This window comes from Propionivibrio soli (assembly GCF_025770765.1).
In the GTDB taxonomy this organism is placed as follows: domain Bacteria; phylum Pseudomonadota; class Gammaproteobacteria; order Burkholderiales; family Rhodocyclaceae; genus Propionivibrio; species Propionivibrio soli.
This window is the reverse complement of the sequence record NZ_JANZKY010000002.1, coordinates 211,454-228,516: the sequence shown is the minus strand read 5'-3', so window position 1 is coordinate 228,516 and position 17,063 is coordinate 211,454. Positions and strand designations below refer to the sequence as shown.

General features: G+C 59.7%; 17 protein-coding genes. 14 read left to right on the top strand and 3 right to left on the bottom strand.

Annotation, left to right across the window (positions count from 1 at the left end; genetic code table 11):
• Positions 1–545 precede the first annotated feature (545 nt).
• Both NZ453_RS03085 and NZ453_RS03080 read right to left on the bottom strand, forming a co-directional pair.
• Positions 546–1,961 (bottom strand): ATP-binding protein, encoded by a 1,416-nt coding sequence (locus NZ453_RS03085; RefSeq protein WP_263768858.1) that lies wholly within the window; start codon positions 1,959–1,961, stop codon positions 546–548.
• Complete coding sequence (locus NZ453_RS03080) at positions 1,951–2,664, bottom strand: winged helix-turn-helix domain-containing protein (protein ID WP_263768857.1); 714 nt, start codon at positions 2,662–2,664, stop codon at positions 1,951–1,953. The genes NZ453_RS03085 and NZ453_RS03080 overlap by 11 nt, the downstream gene beginning before the upstream one ends.
• 278 nt (positions 2,665–2,942) lie before the next feature.
• Here NZ453_RS03080 and NZ453_RS03075 point away from each other — a divergent pair, with 278 nt between their 5' ends.
• Positions 2,943–3,428, top strand: coding sequence for a disulfide bond formation protein B (locus NZ453_RS03075; protein WP_263768856.1), 486 nt, complete (start codon positions 2,943–2,945; stop codon positions 3,426–3,428).
• Between the two features lie 67 nt (positions 3,429–3,495).
• Here NZ453_RS03075 and NZ453_RS03070 read toward each other — a convergent pair whose 3' ends face one another.
• Positions 3,496–3,831 (bottom strand): hypothetical protein, encoded by a 336-nt coding sequence (locus NZ453_RS03070; RefSeq protein WP_263768855.1) that lies wholly within the window; start codon positions 3,829–3,831, stop codon positions 3,496–3,498.
• 582 nt (positions 3,832–4,413) lie between these two features.
• On the opposite strand from NZ453_RS03070, the gene NZ453_RS03065 reads away from it, so the two are divergent.
• Genes NZ453_RS03065 through NZ453_RS03005 form a run of 13 tightly spaced genes read left to right on the top strand, consistent with a single transcriptional unit; the run spans position 4,414 to position 17,059 of the window.
• The gene (locus tag NZ453_RS03065) at positions 4,414–5,055 is read left to right on the top strand and encodes a beta-ketoacyl synthase chain length factor (RefSeq protein WP_263768854.1); all 642 of its coding nucleotides are present in this window, start codon (positions 4,414–4,416) and stop codon (positions 5,053–5,055) included.
• Positions 5,049–5,822, top strand: a complete 774-nt coding sequence (locus tag NZ453_RS03060; RefSeq protein WP_263768853.1) for a lysophospholipid acyltransferase family protein — start codon at positions 5,049–5,051, stop codon at positions 5,820–5,822. The genes NZ453_RS03065 and NZ453_RS03060 overlap by 7 nt, the downstream gene beginning before the upstream one ends.
• Positions 5,810–6,067 carry a phosphopantetheine-binding protein gene (locus NZ453_RS03055; RefSeq protein WP_263768852.1) on the top strand — a complete coding sequence of 86 codons (258 nt, stop codon included), beginning with the start codon at positions 5,810–5,812 and terminating at the stop codon, positions 6,065–6,067. Before NZ453_RS03060 ends, NZ453_RS03055 begins: the two co-directional genes overlap by 13 nt.
• A 49-nt stretch (positions 6,068–6,116) precedes the next feature.
• A complete protein-coding gene (locus tag NZ453_RS03050; protein ID WP_263768851.1) occupies positions 6,117–6,362 on the top strand; it encodes an acyl carrier protein in 246 nt (81 codons plus the stop codon).
• 25 nt (positions 6,363–6,387) lie between these two features.
• The gene (locus NZ453_RS03045; protein ID WP_263768850.1) at positions 6,388–6,954 is read left to right on the top strand and encodes a COG4648 family protein; all 567 of its coding nucleotides are present in this window, start codon (positions 6,388–6,390) and stop codon (positions 6,952–6,954) included.
• The gene (locus tag NZ453_RS03040; protein WP_263768849.1) at positions 6,951–8,663 is read left to right on the top strand and encodes an ApeI family dehydratase; all 1,713 of its coding nucleotides are present in this window, start codon (positions 6,951–6,953) and stop codon (positions 8,661–8,663) included. Before NZ453_RS03045 ends, NZ453_RS03040 begins: the two co-directional genes overlap by 4 nt.
• A complete protein-coding gene (locus NZ453_RS03035; protein WP_263768847.1) occupies positions 8,660–10,342 on the top strand; it encodes a glycosyltransferase family 2 protein in 1,683 nt (560 codons plus the stop codon). The genes NZ453_RS03040 and NZ453_RS03035 overlap by 4 nt, the downstream gene beginning before the upstream one ends.
• A 1-nt stretch (position 10,343) precedes the next feature.
• Positions 10,344–11,909 (top strand): HAL/PAL/TAL family ammonia-lyase, encoded by a 1,566-nt coding sequence (locus tag NZ453_RS03030; protein ID WP_263768846.1) that lies wholly within the window; start codon positions 10,344–10,346, stop codon positions 11,907–11,909.
• Positions 11,896–12,321 (top strand): acyl-CoA thioesterase, encoded by a 426-nt coding sequence (locus NZ453_RS03025; protein WP_263768845.1) that lies wholly within the window; start codon positions 11,896–11,898, stop codon positions 12,319–12,321. Before NZ453_RS03030 ends, NZ453_RS03025 begins: the two co-directional genes overlap by 14 nt.
• Positions 12,318–12,962, top strand: coding sequence for a LolA family protein (locus NZ453_RS03020; RefSeq protein WP_263768844.1), 645 nt, complete (start codon positions 12,318–12,320; stop codon positions 12,960–12,962). Before NZ453_RS03025 ends, NZ453_RS03020 begins: the two co-directional genes overlap by 4 nt.
• The gene (locus NZ453_RS03015) at positions 12,959–15,316 is read left to right on the top strand and encodes an MMPL family transporter (RefSeq protein WP_263768843.1); all 2,358 of its coding nucleotides are present in this window, start codon (positions 12,959–12,961) and stop codon (positions 15,314–15,316) included. Before NZ453_RS03020 ends, NZ453_RS03015 begins: the two co-directional genes overlap by 4 nt.
• Positions 15,309–15,881 (top strand): DUF3261 domain-containing protein, encoded by a 573-nt coding sequence (locus NZ453_RS03010; protein WP_263768842.1) that lies wholly within the window; start codon positions 15,309–15,311, stop codon positions 15,879–15,881. The genes NZ453_RS03015 and NZ453_RS03010 overlap by 8 nt, the downstream gene beginning before the upstream one ends.
• Positions 15,878–17,059, top strand: coding sequence for a beta-ketoacyl-[acyl-carrier-protein] synthase family protein (locus NZ453_RS03005; RefSeq protein WP_263768841.1), 1,182 nt, complete (start codon positions 15,878–15,880; stop codon positions 17,057–17,059). The genes NZ453_RS03010 and NZ453_RS03005 overlap by 4 nt, the downstream gene beginning before the upstream one ends.
• The last annotated feature ends 4 nt before the right edge of the window (positions 17,060–17,063 follow it).

Sequence of the window (17,063 nt, the reverse complement as noted above, 5' to 3'; positions counted from 1 at the left end):
GTGTAAGTGGCCTGACCACTTCTGTCTGTTGCGCTTCTTCGAACTTTCCGTGACCGTGTGTAACAGAAAAGAAACGCGCTGCAAGGAAAGAAGAGGAACCTTTCGTCACCTTTATTGGGCAAGGAAGGGCGGGCGTCTAAAACGTTGATACTCTAGTGTGGGAGGTGCAGAGGACGGGGAGGGGGTGAAGAAGGGGGCGGAGCCGGTTTCTAGTGGTGTCTGTCGCGGTGCTTTTCTCGCCAACAGCGAAGAGCAAACCAGACCAAAGAACAAGGGCCGGCGATAAGAAGGGCCTTGACGATGTCCATGTGTCCGGAAGTCAGCAAATCCCATGCGACAATCCCAACGAAAATGCCGACCCCCTCGGCAACAGGGAAAGTGGTATGGGGTGGGGTCATCGTTGTCAAACCTTTGATTCCCCGTGGGCAACGACGAGTCGCTGTCGCGTCTGACCGTGCTTTACCATGCAAAATCTTCCGTCAAAATTCTGTCATGAAGTCTCGCGATAATAGCCACGAGGCTTGGTGGCGTCTTTAGTCGCTTCGTCAGCTTTCGGTGACGCTCTGTAACAGAGGCCAGCTCAAAGTGAAGCGGGCACCACCCAGTGGCGAATCATCGGCGGCGACGGTACCGCCATGCTGTTCGAGGACCAGCCGAACAATCGCCAACCCCAGGCCATATCCTCCGGTGCCTCTGTCGCGAGACCGGTCCAGCCGCGTGAATGCAAAGAACACGCGTTGCCGTTCATCCGGCGGAATGCCAATGCCGTCGTCGTCGACATAAATCCGCACGCGATCGTCGACCACTTCAGCACTGACGACAATCTTCGACTTGGCGTACTTGAACGCGTTGCGCAAGAGGTTGGTAATTGCATACGGCATGCTCTTGAGGTCAAACTCGGCCCGCTGTCCCGGAGGCAGCCGGCTATTGTCTACGCTCAGTTCAAGCTTGCCGCTGAGGATGCGCATGGATTCAACCTCGTCCTCAAGCCAGGGAGCCAACTCCACCGAACTTAAATGAGGCTGCGGCTGCTCGCGCTCGAAGCGCGAGTAGGTAAGGCTTGAATCGATTAGGTTGTCCAACTCGCCGAGATCGTCGGACATCATTTTCCACAGTCTTTCCTGCTCGGCCGGCTCATCGGCAGCGGTCAGCATCTCGAGCGCGAACCGCATGCGTGCGATTGGCGTACGGAGTTCGTGCGAGATCGCGCTCGACAGTTCTTTTTGCGTCGCGATCAGGCGCTGAATTCGCTCGGCCATGCCATTCATCGTCTCAGTCAACGTCTCGAACGCGGCCGAACGGGCTTGCGGGGCACGGGCTTCGAAATGGCCTTCGCCAAGCGCTCGCGCCGTCTTCCGCAGTGCTTCAAGATCCCGCCATACCGGACGCACCCAGAACCAAACCGCGATGGCGAAGCAGAGCCCGATGAGGCTCCACGTCAAGAGACGTATACGTAATTCAAGGGGTAGGGCACGCGGTCGATCAGGGTTGGCTGACGGCGACAGGGGGCCGACGACGAGTACTTGCGAAGTCTGCTTCAGGCGTTGGTAAAGAATGTCGCCTTCCGAATCGATCGCCAGTTCTCCCGAATCAAGCTTCTCCGCCTGCTTGGGTGGAAGTTTTAGGGTCCAACGGTCGACGATATTAAGCCGGTAGGCGAACTTGACGTCGAGGGCCTTGATCGTGTCTGGCCATTCGGTTCTCGGGTGGCGAAAAAGCTCGTCCTCGATGAGAACGATTGTGCCGCGCATGAAACGACCGGTGTAGTCGTCCGTAATTCCTTTGACGGCCGTCGAGATGACAAAGTCGGCAAAGATCGCAATGGCGACGAACGATCCCATCACCAACAGGTAGAAACTCAGGAACAACCGCGACAAGCTGTAGCCGCCGCGCCAGGGTTCCGGTTTGTAGCGACCGAGTATCGATAACAGCCGGCTATTGTGTTGAGTGTTACCAGTCATGCTTGCTGAAAAGGTAGCCTTTCCCTCGCACCGTTTTGATTCGTGTCGGATTCTCGGGATCGTCCCCGAGCTTGCGCCGTAACCGCGAGATGCGGGCGTCGATCGAGCGGTCGAGCCCGTCGAAACCAATGCCGCGCAATTGCTGCAAAAGATCATCGCGCGACAGTACCGACCCCGCATGGCACGCGAGCAGCCACAAGAGATCAAACTCGGCTGTCGTAAGGTCTACGGATTCGTTTCCGAGCATGGCGCTGCGTGTCGCTTGGCTGATGCGGAAACTGCCGAACTCGAGTTCTTGTGTTTCCCCGGGTACCTCGTCGCTGTCCACACCGGATGTTCCCGGCGCACGGCGCAGGAGGGCCTTGATGCGGGCAAGCAGGAGGCGCGGTTGCACCGGTTTGGCGATATAGTCGTCGGCACCCAGTTCGAGCCCGAGAATCTGGTCCAGATCCTCGTCGCGCGCCGTCAACATCAGGATGACGCCCTTGTATTTGTCGCGTACGGCGCGGCAGACCTCGAATCCATCCTTGCCTGGAAGCATGATGTCGAGGATGACCAGGTCCGGATCCTCTTTCAGTATCCTTGTTTCCGCAATGTCGCCGCGGATTTCCGTAGCTACCTCAAAATCGTTCTTGCGCAGATATACCGCCGTCAGGTCGGCAAGACGCTCGTCGTCTTCGACGAGAAGAATTCGTGTTTTCATGGAGACAGTATCAGCGGGTTGGTTGCGCTGGGTGCGCGCGAGAAGGACTATACCCGATGCGCAACGGGTCGGCGAGATGGTCTGTTCTTCCGCAGGGCTCCACTCATCTCGACCTTCATGGCTCGTAGACCACGCGGTATGGCGAGCGGTCGATGCAGCGGGACAAGCCGCTTATCGGTCGCGATCACGTTTGTTCCGGCACCGTGTCACAATAATAGCCCAACACCATCACCGCCTTGCCTTGGCTGCACACACAAGGTACAACCGACCTTATGACGATGACGCGTCTTTCAGCTCGTAGTGTTTTCGCCCTGTTGGCGATCGTTTCCGCCGGCCTCTTGGGCGGCGGGTTAGTGATTGGGGAAATCGCCCGCCTTCAACCTTGCCATTTGTGCAACTTTCAGCGCTTGATCTACATGTTGCTGGCGTTCTTTTCGGTGTGTGGTGTTGTGTGGCCCGGCGCGCGGCGATTCTGGGCGACCCTGCTCGTGCTCACCGCCGCCGGTGGCCTTGCGGCGGCGATTCAGCAGAGCTGGATGCAATACGCCCCGCAAGAGGCGATCGAATGCGGCTTTGGCGACCCGACGCTCCTGGAGCAAGTGGTGAACTGGTTGGGAACGCAATGGCCGGCCATGTTCATGGTGACGGGTTTTTGCACGGATAAAGACTGGGTTTTCCTTGGTTTGTCCCTAGCCAACTGGTCGGGCATTTGTTTCCTGGCACTGCTCGGCGTTGCTCTCTGGCAATTGATTCGACGCATCTAGTTACGCTAAAGGACGATGGAAAGCCGGGCAAGCGCCGGCTTTCCATTGCGCTCTTCGGCGGGGAACACTACTTGATTCTGTTCCTCAGGTTGTCGATGAAGGCGCGTAGAGCTTTCCCGGCAACCTCGATCCAGTTCCCTTCCATTCCCGTTTGGTAGTTATCGGCCGCTTTTATCGAAACGCTTTGTTTTTCGACGCCTTGCGGTGAACGAATCGAGACCTGCGCCGAAATTTCCGTGCTAAGCGTGATCGCCGCGAACCCAGGGTTCGTCCTCGACCAGAACCTGTCGATATCGGCATCGACCAAGTAGGTCTCGGCCGTCACCTGGTCTTGCTGATCAAGAACTCGGAATCCGCTTTCTGCGAAGGCTTGGCGGATCGCACGCGCGGTCAGCGTTTCCACACTGTCGCCTTCTTTTAGCAGAATATCGCCAAGGGCCATACCAGAAGTATCGCGCTAGCGACTGATCGCCCGGGGGCGGATCTGATCGTTCTGTTCTTCGCTCGGGGCCCAGCGAAGGGATCTTGGGTGATGGTTTCACCTCGAAAACGTTTATCCCGCGGCGGTTTGACGAGGAACGTCTTTCCATTCGATTGAGATACGCTTTGTTCGGGCGGGATTGAAACTTCGAGAGCACTGTGGCTGGTGGCCGCATCAGGTTAGCAACGCAGCGCGAATCACAATAGCAAATTTCCCGTGCTATTTCGTCTCCGCACCTCTCGGTAAAAAATAATGCTTATCAGTCTGTTACGCGATTACTGCCCCACTGTATCGGGTGCCAAACGAGTATAATCTCGCGCCGGCCACTGGGACGCGACAACTATTCCGTACACCAACGCGACATTCCCGGCCGTTTGAGGGTCTGTTCTTGTAGTGGTGGACGGTTTTATTCGCTAGGCAATCGGCGCGGGTACTTTATTGAAGACGAATCATGCCTCAAGCATCGCTCCGATTCAGCGATGGTCTTTCTGTGAACCGGACGGAGTGGCGGGCGGTGCATCAGTTGACCTCGGCTTTGTGGAGCCGATGCTCCGGCGCCGTTTGAGTCCTCTTGCTCGCGTCACGCTATGTGCTGCGCACGATTGCGTACAGGACGTCGAACAGTTCCGCTTCGTCTATGCTTCACGCCACGGTGAGATTGCGCGGACGACCTCCATGCTGGAGTCGCTCGCGGACAAAGAGTCGCTGTCACCAACCGTATTTGGACTGTCGGTGCTCAATGCGGTGACCGGCTTGTTCTCCATCCTGCTTAAGAACACCGAGCCGGCGACAGCTATCTCTGCAGGTTGCGCCAGCTTTGGTTACGGCCTCATGGAGGCGAGCCTGCAGTTAGCGAGTTACCCCGAGCAACCCGTCCTTTACGTGTATTCGGACGAGCTGGTTCCTGCGGTCTATGGGGATTGCAACCCCCCGGAAAGCCGGATCCACGCGGTCGCGTTGCTTTTGGATACGTCTGCTACGACGCGGATCTCGTGCGATACAACCGACAGCCCTGTGCCCGAAAGCAGCGAGATTCAATCCTATGCTTTCCTGCGCGCCCTCCAGCAAGGCGCGTCGGAGTGGTGCGGCGCGGGACGGCAGTGGTCTTGGTCACGAAGCGGCGATTCGAAGGACGGAACGTGCTGAAGCGCATGAATTATCTCTGGCGTCTGGCAGCCACCGGAGGATGCTTCGCCGTTTTCGGGGTAGGTGGATTTCTGCTCTGGACGCTCGTTTTTCCGGTCGTTCGAGCCTTGCCTGGAAAGACCCGGGCCGAACGGGTGCGATGGGTCATTCACAAGTCCTTCGCCGCGTTCATGTGGCTGATGGAGTCCGTCGGCATCATGCGCTTCGACGTCTCCGGCCGTGAGCGATTGGCGAATTGCCGCAACGTGCTAGTGCTTGCCAATCATCCGACCCTGATCGACGTCGTGGCAATGATTTCCCTGATGCCCGACGCCAGCTGCGTCGTCAAACACGCCTTATGGAAGAACCCGCTGCTGGGCGGTGTTGTGCGCGGCGCCGGATACATCAGTAATTCGGATTCCGACCGACTGGTCGAGGAGTGCGCGCGCGACCTGCATCGGGGCAAGCCGCTGATCATTTTCCCCGAGGGAACCCGCTCCCGGCCTGGACAGCCCCTCGCCTTCCAGCGTGGAGCGGCCTATATCGCCCTGCAGAGCAGAATTCCTATCCTGCCCGTGCTGATTGATTGTCGCCCGAGTACATTGACCAAGCGCGAGCGCTGGTATCAGATACCGCCGAGTCGTTTTCATCTACGCATTCGCGTACTCGAGCCGACGAGCGCGGAACAATGGGTGCCTACGGGGGAACCGCGCACGATTGCGGCCCGGAAACTGACACGGGCCCTGGAACGTTTTTTCACTTCGGAACTGATGGCATGGACGCACTAAAACTCGAACTAAAAAAGCTGATCATTGAGGCGCTCGACCTGGAGGACACGAAGCCGGAAGATATCGGCGACGATATTGCCCTGTTCGGAGAGGACGGCCTTGGCCTGGACTCGATTGATGCCCTCGAGTTGGGGATCGCCTTACGCAAGAAATACCAGTTGCAGCTGGAAGCCAATGACGCCGGAAACCGGGAGCATTTCCGGTCGGTTAACGCACTCGCCGAACTGGTAAGCAGCAGGGCGTAGTCGTGTTATTGAAATTACTGAAAACAGAAAGAAAGTTGTGGGGGGACGTATGAGCGACGAACAAATTCTCGAGAGACTGAAGGCCATTCTTTTCGACGCCTTCGAGATCAGCCCCGAGCGGGTTGTCCCGCAAGCCAAGCTTTTCGACGAGTTGGATCTGGACAGCATCGATGCCGTCGATCTGGCCATCAAGCTCCAGGAGATGACGGGTAAGCGGATCAAGCCCGAGGACTTCAAGACGGTGCGCAGCGTCGACGACGTGGTGAGTACCGTCAAACAACTGATGGCCGCATAGTTTGACCTCGGTGGAGAACCGAGGCGTGGTGCGCCGTATACCGTGGCAAGCGCTGCTTTGGATCGTATATCCACTGGCGATACTGTTCGGCCTGCGCGTAACCGAGCCCCGATATGTGGCCGCCGTTCTCATCGGCGTTCTCATCTTGCGGCGATGGCGAAATGCCGCCGCATTCTTGTCCGGGATGCGAATCGTAGACCGGCTGATTCTTGCCGGGCTTGCAGCACTTGCCGCAACGGTCGTCCTTACTAATAGCGAGTTGCTCTTGCGCTTGTATCCCGCCGCCGTGAATGTCGGCATGCTGGTGCTCTTTGGCTTGTCTTTGATCCGGCCGCCGTCGATGGTGGAACGCTTTGCGCGGCTGGCCGAACCCGACCTGCCGGAAGCGGCCATTGTTTATACGCGCCGGGTAACGGTAGTGTGGTGTGTCTTTTTCGTTGGCAATGGGGGCGCGGCGGCCTATACAGCGCTCCTTGCCAGCCGCGAAACATGGGCTTGGTATAACGGTTTTCTCGCCTACTTGTTGATGGGAGTCTTGTTCGCAGGAGAGTGGGCCTTTCGACACCTTTTCGTCACAGGGAACCGGAGATGAGCATACCGGCGGCGCCTTTCCTTTCCCTGCACCGGCTGCTCACTGCTGCTCGCGCGGATGACACCGTTGTCTGCTATGGCGACGATCACCGAATCGTTTGGAGCGAGTTTCGCCGCCGGGTCGGCGCATCCGCGGCGGCCTTGCGCTCCCGCACTGAAGCACGGTGGGTTCTTTCCGCAGCCAACGCCTATCAATTTGCACTCGGCTTCTTCTCTCTGCTGGCCGCCGGAAAGCAAGTCGTCATCCCGCACAATACGCAACCCGGGACACTGGAGGCATTGGCCGACGCGTATGACGCCCGTTGGGAACAAAGTAAACCGACAGCGGATGCAGCGGTGTTCTTGTCTGAAATTGATCTCGATGAAGCGGTGATCGACCTCTTCACTTCGGGGAGTACCGGCCAACCCAAACGCATACGCAAAACGCTGGCTCACCTTGAAGCCGAAGTCGAGGTGCTCGAACGCGTCTGGGGTGAGCGACTCGGTGGGGCGCCGGTGATCGCGACGGTTCCGTGCCATCACATTTACGGTTTGTTGTTCCGTGTACTTTGGCCCTTGGCGTCCGGTCGGCCATTCGACGCACACACCTGTGCGCAACCCGATGAAATCGAGGAACGACTGCGGTTCATCGGGCCGGCGACATTGGTCTCCAGCCCGGCGCATCTTGTCCGCCTGCCGGAGCTCGTCTCGCTGTCACGATTCCGTTATCGATTGACGACGATCTTCTCCTCTGGCGGCGCTTTGCCGACGGAGTCCTCACGGTCATACGCCAAAGAACTTGGCCAGTCCCCGCTGGAAATTTTTGGAAGTACGGAAACAGGTGGGATTGCTTGGCGATGCCAAGGGGAGGCTGAGAGCGATGGTTGGGCTCCTTTCCCCGGTATTGAGGTCCGGCGAGCACAAAACGGCGCCTTGTCGCTGCGATCACCCTATCTTCCGGATGATAGTTACTGGCAGATGGACGATGCGATTGATTGGTTGCCCGGTGGCCGTTTCCGATTGCTCGGGCGTTTGGACCGCGTCGTGAAGATCGAGGAGAAGCGGCTTTCGCTTCCTGACATGGAATCCAGGCTCGCCGAGCATCCGTGGGTGACTGCGGCGGCCGTGGTTCCTGTTATGGGACACCGGCAGGTGCTGGGTGTCGTTGTCGAAGTCAACGGAGAGGGGCGGGAGGCCATGGCTCACCACGGGAAGCGATACGTGGTCAGCCTACTGCGCGATTGTCTCGCTCAGTACTTCGAGCCAGTCCTATTGCCGCGGCGGTGGCGTTTTCCCGAACGGATGCCGGTTGATGAGCGGGGCAAGACGTCCCAGTCGATACTTGCGGCGCTTTTCGTGTCCGCCGCGAAGGAAGCGTTTTCGCCTCTTGTTGAGCGCGTCCAACGGGAAACAGGGAGCGAGGCACGCGTGAGGATCGCGATGCTGATTCCGCCCAGCTTGGAACATTTCGCGGGGCATTTTCCCGGCATGCCGATATTGCCGGGGGTGGTGCAGGTTGATTGGGCAATCCGGTTTTGCCGCGAGTACCTCGGTGTCTCAGGAGACTTTCTCTCGCTTGAGAACGTGAAATTCACCGCACTTATTCTGCCGGGCGCGCTTGTCGAGCTGTCGCTCGACTGGAATGCCGCAAACGGCCGTTTGGAGTTCGCCTATACGGGCGGCGAGCGGGCCTATTCGAAAGGCCGCGTTGTCTTTGGTGGGCATGCATGACGTTCCGGCCCTGCCTACTGATCCCGATCTATAACCATGGAAGCGTGATCCGGGCCACCGTCGAACGACTCCTCGTTTATGGGGTTCCCATTTTCGTCGTCGATGACGGCAGCGACGAGGCGACGCAAATCGGGCTTTCCTCGCTTGCCAAAGACCTTGCGCAGGTACGCCTGTTTCGCTTGCCGGAAAATGGCGGCAAGGGTGCGGCCGTCATGTACGGCCTTCGAATCGCGTGCGCGGAGGGATTCACGCACGCCTTGCAGATCGATGCCGACGGCCAACACGACGCCACAGACGTGCCTCGCTTCCTTGCCGCGGGAGCCGCCCATCCGTCCGACGTGATCTGCGGCCGCCCCGTGTATGACGCTTCCATTCCGAAGGGACGCCTGTACGGGCGCTACGTGACGCATTTCTGGGTTGGAGTGGAAACCTTACGTTTGTGCGTGAGCGATGCGATGTGTGGCTTTCGGCTGTATCCGCTCGCTGCGACGTGCAAGCTGATCGACCGCGTGTCGATCCCGACCCGTATGGAGTTCGACATTGAGATCCTCGTGCGACTCGCCTGGGCCGGAGTGCCGAGCCGCGATATACCTACCCGGGTCATTTACCCGCCTGGCGGAATCTCTCACTTCGACATGCTGGCGGACAACCTTCGCATCTCTTGGATGCATACGCGCCTCACACTCGGTATGTTGGTTCGCCTGCCGTTGTTCATTTGGCGTCGGGTGGCTGGATCCCGCCGGGGCGGTGAGCATTGGTCACGCCTCTCCGAACGCGGCTGCGCAGTCGGCCTACGTAGCGTTTTCGCTTGCTATCGTTTGCTTGGCGCGCGCGCTGCACGCTGTCTGCTCTACCCGGTGGTCGCCTATTTTTTTCTCACCGGAACAAAAGCGCGTCATGCGTCGCTTGATTACCTGCGCCGCGTATACCACCGTCTCGGAAGGAGCGAGCCGACGTGGGGCGATTGCTTTGCCCACATGATGGCGTTCGGCCAATCGGCGCTCGACAAAATTGCCGTCTGGTCGGGGCGTTCGGCATCCATCCCGGTCGAGTTCCCCAGACGCGCGCAACTCGAAGCGATGGCCGCCGCCGGCAAAGGCGCTGTCCTGATTGGCTCGCATCTGGGCAATCTAGAAATGACCCGCGCTCTCGCCGTACGGGAGCGCCGCGTTCCGGTCAACGCCGTTGTCTATACCCACCATGCCAGGCGTTTCAACGAGGTATTGCGCCAAGCCAACGCCGATTTCAGCGTCAACCTTGTGGAGGTCGCCGACCTCGGGCCTGAAACCGCGATCATGCTCAAAGACAAGGTTGATCGCGGCGAGTTTGTCGTTATCGTCGGGGACCGCACGCCGGCTGCCGCCGGTGGGGCGAGCCGTGTGGCCCACGTCAATTTTCTCGGCGAGACGGCGCCTTTCGCACAAGGACCGTTCATTCTTGCCAGCCTGCTCGACTGTCCGGTTTTTCTATTCTTTTGCTTGCGCAGCAAGGATGGCTTCCACGCCTACCTCGAACATTTTGCCGAGCGGATCGAGCTTCCCAGAGCGGCCCGTGCCGAGCGTTTGCGGCACTACATGGAAAAGTACGCCGAACGGCTCGAGCACTACTGCCTAATGGCGCCTGAACAGTGGTTCAATTTCTTCGACTTTTGGGCCCGGCCCGACAACAGAAAGCCTTGACATGGATACGGCGACTGAAAATCACCGCGGGCAACGAACGATAACGGTCGGCGAGGGGCGACTGCGTATCGAGGACGTCCTCGGTGTTGCTCGGGGCACCGCTTCCCTCAGTCTGTCCAAAAGCGGTGCGTTTCGCGATCGGATCGTCCGTGGCGCGAGTTTCCTTGCCGAACTGCTCGCCAACGATGGCGTCGTCTATGGCGTCACCACCGGCTATGGCGACTCATGTACCGTCGCGATTCCACCGGAACTCGTGGCCGAACTGCCGCTTCACTTGACCCGTTACCACGGTTGCGGTCTCGGCGAATACCTCGACGACGAGGCGACGCTTGCCGTCCTCGTGTGCCGGTTGAATTCGCTGGCCCAGGGATACTCGGGCGTCCGGTACGAACTGCTCGAACAGCTTGCGGCGCTAATCCGGCATCGCGTGCTGCCGTTCATCCCGGCAGAAGGGTCGATTGGGGCGAGTGGTGACCTGACTCCGCTCTCGTATGTTGCAGCGGCGCTCATCGGTGAGCGTGAGGTCCGTTTTTCTGGTCGGCGGCGAGAAGCCAGCGTCGTTCTCGACGAACTTGGTTTGCGGCCGCTTCGCCTAGCGCCCAAGGAAGGTCTGGCGATCATGAACGGCACGGCCGTGATGACTGCGCTGGCTTGCATCGCATGGAAGCGCGCGGACTACCTGACGCAACTCTGCTGCCGTTTGACGGCGTTGTCGTCGATCGCTCTGCGCGGAAATCGAGGTCACTTCGATCCGCGACTGTTTGCCGCCAAGCCCCATGCCGGGCAGAACGAGGCGGCAGCGTGGATTTTTGCCGATCTCCATGCGGACGAAGCCGAAACGATCCGGCTGCAGGATCGCTACTCGATCCGCTGCGCACCGCATGTGATTGGCGTCGCGCGTGACGCGCTCGGCTGGATGCGACGCGATATCGAGAACGAACTGAACAGCGCGAACGACAACCCATTGATCGACAGCGAAAACGGGCTTGTCCTCCACGGCGGCCACTTCTACGGCGGGCATATCGCCTTCGCCATGGACGCATTGAAGAACGCGGTCGCCAATCTGGCTGACCTGATGGATCGGCAGCTCGCCTTGCTCGTCGACAGCAAGTTTAACCACGGATTGCCGCAAAATCTGTCGGGCAGCACGGGAACGCGTGCCGCGATCAATCACGGGTTTAAGGCGGTGCAGATCGGCGCTTCGGCCTGGACCGCAGAAGCGTTGAAGCTCACCATGCCGGCGAGCGTTTTCTCGCGTTCGACGGAATGCCACAACCAGGACAAGGTGAGCATGGGCACGATCGCGGCACGCGACTGCCTGCGGGTCTTGCAGCTTACCGAGCAGGTTGCGGCGGCGCTCGTGCAGGCTTCCGTACAGGCCGTACAACTGCGCATTGGAAGCGAGGGCGGGGTCAGTAAGACTTTGATGCCGCAGATCGAGGACTTCATCGCCGAAACTCGAGCGGCTGTTCCTTTCCTCGATGAGGACCGGCCCTTGGAGTTCGAGCTACGCCGAATGTGCGAATGGATCAAGGAGGGGAAGTGGGTGTTGTATGAAAACGACTAGGCTCTCGGCTTGCATCGAGGTCGAGGTTCCGTTTCACGACGTGGATGCGATGAACGTGGCGTGGCATGGCCATTACGTCAAATATTTCGAACTCGCGCGTTGTGCGATTCTGCGGACATTCGACTATGACTACCCGCAAATGCAGGCATCGGGATACCTGTGGCCGATCGTTGAATGCCATTTGAAGTATGTGCGCCCGGCGCTGTATGGGCAGCGGTTACGGGTTGAGGCCGAATTGCTCGAGTTCGAGAATCGCCTCAAGATCGGCTACACGATTCGCGACGTAGCCAGCGGAGAACGCATGACGAAGGGCTATACCGTGCAGGTGGCGGTCGACGCGCAGACGCGGGAATTGCTCTTCGTTTCGCCGGCCGTCGTTTTCGAGAAACTCGATAAGATGGGCGTTCAATGAAGCGTAACGTTGTCGTTCTTGCCACAATCATCTTTGTTCTAGCCGGAATACCAGGTGCACGAGCCACTGAGGGGCTGTTGAAGGAGATCAGTGCTCAAGCCAGCCGTTATCCGGTGGTACGCGCCGAGTTTACGCAGACAAAACAGATGGCGGCGATGAAGAAACCGCTCGTCATTTCGGGCCGGTTCGTCTACGCGCAGCCACAGGGGGTGCTGTGGCAGATCGAGCGGCCATACCGGATGACTTACGTCCTCGCCGAAGAGCACATTGCTGAAATCGGTGAAGACGGCGTGAGGCGTGAGCGCGGCGTGCGCGACGTTCCTGGCCTGGCACAGGTAGGTAGGGTTTTCCGCGCCATGCTCGGTGCCAACACGGCACCGCTGCAGGAGTACTTCGATCTATCGGCTCAGGGTGATAGTGCAAAATGGTCCCTGCGGCTGACGCCCAGGCAGGCTCAGATTGCGCAGTTTCTCTCCTCGATGCAGATCAGCGGTGGGCGATTTATTGAAACGGTCGAATTGGCGGAGGCCGGGGGGGACAGCACGCGAATCCAGTTCCGCCAGTCAGCGGCCGCAGAAACCTTGACGGTCGATGAATTACGCCTGTTCACGGGCAACGGTTCCGGGGACAGAAAGCCGTGACGCAAACGCGTCTGCGTGCCGCCGCCTGGCTGATCCTGGCCCTCGGCGTCGGTCTTGCCGCTGTCGCGCAATGGTCGGCCGGAATTCGCTTGCAAACAAACCTGCTGGCCCTGTTGCCGGTGACCGAGCGTAATCCGGTGGCCGAGACGGCGTTGACCCAGCTCACCGACGCGGTGGGCAATCGGGCCGTGTTTATGGTTGGAGCTTCATCACCGCAGCGTAGCGGGGAGGCTGCGCGTGCATTTGCCGGGCAACTGAGAGCAAAACAGACATTCAAGCAGGTGATGGCGGAAATTCCACCGATTGCGCCGAAGCAGCTTCTAGGCATTTATCTCCGGCATCGCTTTACCTTGCTCAGCGAGGAGGACAGAGCGCGCCTGCGTGGCGGCGATGCGGAACTCGAGCAGCGACTGCAACGCAAGCTTTATTCTCCGTTTCGCGTCGGCGTAGCTACAACGGTTGCCGACGACCCGTTCGGCTTTCTCGACTCCTGGCTTTCTCGCGTGCCGTTGGGTAGCGGAAAACTGGAGTGGGACAACGGGATGCTCGTTTCGAGGGGAGACGGAAGAACGTGGGTCCTGGTGACAGGAGAACTCCCTGGCTCGGCGTACGACGGAGACATTCAGATCGGTGTGATGACCGCTGTCGCGGAGGCGGAAAAGAGCTTGCGGCAGGCGTTTCCGGATGCCGAGGTATTACGCACTGGCGCGGTCTTCTACGCTGCCGATGCGAGAGAAAGCGCCAAGCGAGAGGTGGACCTGATCGGCGCCGGCTCCCTGATCGGCATGCTTGTCCTGCTGTACCTCGTCTTCCGCTCGATCCGGCCGCTTGTCCTCGGTTTGGTTTCAGTGGGATTTGGCGTGGCGACTGCCGCTGTGGTTACGTTGGCGGCTTTCAGAGAGCTTCATTTGATCACGCTGGTGTTCGGCGCCAGCCTGATCGGCGAGGCCATCGACTACTCGGTGCAGTACTTCGCCGCACGGCTCGGCTCCGGTGCCGGTTGGGATGCGGCCGCCGGGCTTCGGCGGATTCTTCCAGGGTTGTCGCTGGCATTGGCAACCAGCCTGCTCGGCTATGCCGCGTTGATGCTGGCGCCGTTTCCGGCGCTTTCGCAAATCGCCTTATTCGCCTTCAGTGGGCTGGGTGCCGCGTGGCTGACCGTGGTCTTGTTGCTGCCAGCCTTCTTGCAATCCGCGGACAAGCGGGATGGAGCACGCGCCGCCGCATTTCCTCGACGCCTATTGCAACGCTGGACGAGGACGGCGACCAAACGTACCGTGTGGCTGATCGCGGCTGCGCTGCTCGCCGTTTCTGCACCGGGTTGGCTCAGATTACAAGGCAATGACGACATCCGCCTGTTGGTCTCTCGACCAGCGGAGCTGTCCGCTCAGGAGGAAAGAATCCGCGAACTGACGGGGCTCGGCGGGGGCGGGCAATTCTTCCTTGTTGAGGGAGAAATGCCTGAGGCCGTGCTTGCTGCCGAGGAGCGGCTCGCACCGATGTTGCAGACCTTAATCAAGGAACAAGCGCTCGTGCGTTTCGTCGCCACTTCCGCGTTCGTCCCGTCCGCGGCGCGGCAAAGCGAAAACCGGGGCTTGTGGCAGACCGCCGTGTTTTCCGACGAAGGGCATGTAGCGCAATTGATGAGCGACGCCGGGGTGCGCGATGACGTCATCGGTGAATTCTTCCATGCCTTCCGTGCTTCGGCGGGAACGGTCATGACGATCGGCGACTGGCTGGCGTCGCCCATTGCCCTCCCGTTCAAGCACTTGTGGCTGGGGGCTACCGATCATGGCACCGCGTCGATCGTCCAACTCGATGGGGTTCGCGACGTCGCACGAGTGGCTGAAGCGGCGGCAGGTATTCCTGGCGTCACGTTTGTCGACAAAGCGGGCAGCGTGACCCAATTGTTCGGCGCTTATCGACAGTGGGGCGGACTCTGGCTCACAGCCGCGCTGTGTCTCGTTTTTTTCGTGCTGTGGCCACGTTATGGCATTCGCGGCGCAGCCGGTGTGCTGATGCCGACGGTTCTTGCCATGGCGGCGACGTTAGGGGTGCTCGGCTATGTGGGTTCGCCGCTTACGCTCTTCAACGTGATGGGGCTGATGCTGGTTTTGGGCGTGGGCGTCAATTATGCGATCTTCTTGCGCGAGGGCGGTGTGGATTCCGGCGCAGCCCTAGCAGGCGTCCTTTTGTCTGCCGGAACCACCTTGCTTTCCTTTGGGCTGCTTGCCTTCAGCTCCATGCCGGCACTCTCGGGATTCGGCATGACGCTTCTGCTTGGCATTGCCTTGGCTACGCTGCTTGCCCCGATCTCGCTGGTGATTGGGAACAATAGAGGGCGACATGGGTAGAGTGGGTGTGGTGATGCCGCTGCTGATCACCGTGGCATTGTCTCTGGGCGGGTGCGCAGAGAGCGGCTCCTCCTGCCCGCGGTTGCCGGGTGGCGGCCGTTACTGTCTGCAAGGCACGTCGTTGGTCGAGCGATTCGAAGTGCAACAGCGAGTCACGGTAACGTTCGACGGCAAACCGCAGTCGATGATCGCGACCGTGGAGGTTGATGCGAGTCAGATGCGCTTCGCGGCGCTGACGCCGTTCGGGCAAAAACTCGTACAGGCAAGCTATGACAACCGTAATGTCAGCGCCGAGCAGATTCCGGACAAACGCCTTGATCCCGCGCTGCTGCTCGCGGTTTTCCAGATCGCGTTGTGGCCGGAATCTGCCGTACGTTCCGGCCTGAGCGAGAACCTGTCGTTGGTAGAAGCGGAACGGGAGCGTCGCGTCGCCTTTGCCGACAAGACACTGGTTGACGTTCGCTATACTGTCGGCCGCACAACGGTCGGAGAACTAGACATTGCTTTGCCGCAAGCTGGTGTTGAATTGCATATCGCTCCATTCGATGACTTGGAGTTGAAATGAGCGACCGTTTCTTTCTGCCCGCTTTAGGTATCGTCAACGCGCTGGGGTCCGGAGCGGTGGAAGTGGCTGAACGGCTCTTTGCGGGCGATACGTCGGGCCTCGTGGTCGAAGATGGTTGGCTTCCTGATCGTGTGGCGAGGGTAGGGATGGTTCGAGGTGAACTGCCGGATTTGCCCGATACCCTTGCGCTGTTTTCGTGCCGTACCAATCGCCTCTTGATGCAGACCGCGGATCAGATCAAAGCCGAGATCGAGGCGGTGATCGAGCGCTGTGGGCGTCACCGCGTCGGCATCGTTCTTGGTACCAGCACATCGGGTATTGCCGAAGGCGAAGTTGCGGTGGCTGCTCGGCGAGGCGGAGGCGAATTGCCATCGGCGTATCGATACACGCAGCAGGAACTCGGGACGCCGGCGGCTTTCTTGTCGGCGTACCTCGGCATCACCGGCCCGGCCTACGTGGTATCTACAGCGTGTACCTCCAGTGCCAAAGCTTTCGTTTCGGCCCGCAACCTGCTGCGTCACGGGCTCTGCGACGCGGTCCTCGTCGGCGGCGCCGACTCCTTGTGCAAATTGACGGTCAATGGTTTTGCGGCGCTGGAGTCGACCTCGATCGGAATCTGCAACCCGATGAGTAGAAACCGCAATGGCATCAACATCGGCGAAGGTGCCGCGCTGTTTTTGATGACCCGGGATTACGCGGATATCGAGTTCATCGGAGCGGGAGAAAGTAGCGACGCACACCACATGTCGGCACCTCATCCAGAAGGTGTCGGGGCGGAGACGGCCATGCGCGCGGCGCTGGCAGACGCCAGGCTGGACCCGGCAGACGTCGACTACCTGAACATGCACGCTACCGCGACCGTGAAGAACGATGAAATGGAAGCCAAAGCGATGCACCGCGTTTTCGGAGGCGACGTGCCGGCCAGTGGTACCAAGCCGATGACCGGGCACCTGCTCGGCGCTGCCGGAGCCACAGAACTTGCCTTCTGCTGGCTAGCCCTGCAGGCCGATCGGCTTCCGCCTCATGTATGGGATGGCGAGGTGGACCCGGGTCTGCCGAGCTTCATGCCTGTTGGCCAGGGTGGGACCTTTCGCCGGCAATCACGGCGCCTATGCATGAGTAACTCGTTTGCGTTCGGCGGCAGCAATGCGACGCTGTTGATTGGCGATCGACGCTAGAGGG